Origin of the sequence: Sphaerimonospora cavernae (assembly GCF_042435035.1) — a bacterium.
Lineage (GTDB): Bacteria > Actinomycetota > Actinomycetes > Streptosporangiales > Streptosporangiaceae > Sphaerimonospora > Sphaerimonospora cavernae.
In genome coordinates this window covers 1-1,541 of the sequence record NZ_JBHMQT010000019.1, presented here as the reverse complement: position 1 = coordinate 1,541, position 1,541 = coordinate 1, and the positions used below count along the sequence as shown (strand labels likewise).

At 68.1% G+C, this 1,541-nt stretch carries 1 pseudogene; it reads left to right on the top strand.

From position 1 onward, the window contains the following. Positions 1-504 precede the first annotated feature (504 nt). A pseudogene (locus ACFHYQ_RS11500) lies at positions 505-1,541 on the top strand (hypothetical protein); the annotation flags it as partial.

The window sequence follows — 1,541 nt, the reverse complement described above, 5'->3', positions numbered from 1 at the left end:
TGATCTGGATCAAAGACCTCACTCGGACCACCTCTTGATCACAACCAAATACGCGCCCTAGCACCGGGCGCAACGGTAGATCGGTGCGGGCCGGGATCGTACGCCGCGGGCTCGACGGCGGTTGAGGCGGGCAGGCCGGCCGAGCGCTCTGCTGCCAGGGCACTCTCGCCGGACCGCACCAGCGTCGCTGTCGGGAACAGCCACACGCCCAGCCGCACCGCACAGCCGTACCGCTGGCGAGCAACGTCCGGGACGGCTGGGCCGGGAGCGGAGGTGGCTGGATCTGTAACCCGCTGAAATCAGTCAGAGCAGCCTAAATTATATAACTTGCCGATTTTTATCATCCCTTATTTGTGTGACATTATTCATTAGCGTCTCATATTGCTCCACAATTGAGTCGAGAAAATCATTGCTTCTCTCCGGCTTTTCGTGAGAGAATTCAGACAGGTTTTCGAAATAGTGAGGAACTGCAGGGAAGGGGGACTGATGGAGCCGGCGAAGCCGATGAAGACAGCGGATCTGTTCGATCCGGATCCGCCGGCTCCCCAGGCTCGGCCGCTGCTGGGTCCGCAGTGGTGGGCCGCGGTGCGGGCCGAGGCGGAGGCGCGTGCCGCCGCCCGTGCCTCGGGTGGCCGTGTCGCGGGTGTTTCGGTGCGTTCTGGGCAGTGGTCTGATTGGCCCGATTGGCTTGCCGCCGTTCCTGATACGCCGCCCGACGCCGCACCCTCCGACACCGCACTCTCTGGCATCGCATTCCCGGATTATGTGGATGCGGGTAGCTTCGTGGCCAATCGCATGGACGCGGACATGGACGCGGTCACCCATGCGGACCACGTGGAGGCTGACGACCGTACGGGTGGGGATGCCCACGCCGATCGCGCGGGAGCGGAGGGCCGCGAGGGTGTGGGCGAGCGCACGGCCGGCCGCGAGGATGGGCGGACAGCTCCGCCGCGAGATGGCTGTGCGGATGGCCCCGACCCCACTGAGGCAGCCGAGGAGCAGACTGAGCCGGCTGAGACTGGGCCGGTGGAGGCTGGGGCTGAGCCGGAAGGGGCTGAGACGGCCGGGACTGGGGCGGCCGAGAGTGGGGCGGCCGAGAGTGGGGCGGGGTCGTGGCCGTTGGTGTCGGCGGTGCGGGAGTCGGCGCTGGCGCTGGCGTTGACTGCGGTGCCGGACGCGCCGGATGTGTGTCTGGCCCAGTTGGAGGAGCTGATCTTCGCGCGGGATCGGCTGGAGGCGGCGATCGCGGTGCGTGTCCAGCGGGTGCATGCGGCCGGGGCCGCTCGTGAGCGCGGGCATGCCTCGACCAGGACCTGGCTGCGGTCGGTGTGCGGGACGAGCCGGCGGGTCGCCAACCGGGTGGTGGGCCTGGGCATGGAGTTGGAACGCCTGGCGCAGGTGAAGGCCGGGTACGCCGCCGGGAGCCTGAGCGAGGCGGTGGTGTCGGCGATCTGCGCGGCTACCGCCGGGCTGAGTGACGCCGACGCGGCCAACGCCGAGCAGATTCTGCTGGAGTTGGCCGAGGCGGCCGGGCCGGAGGA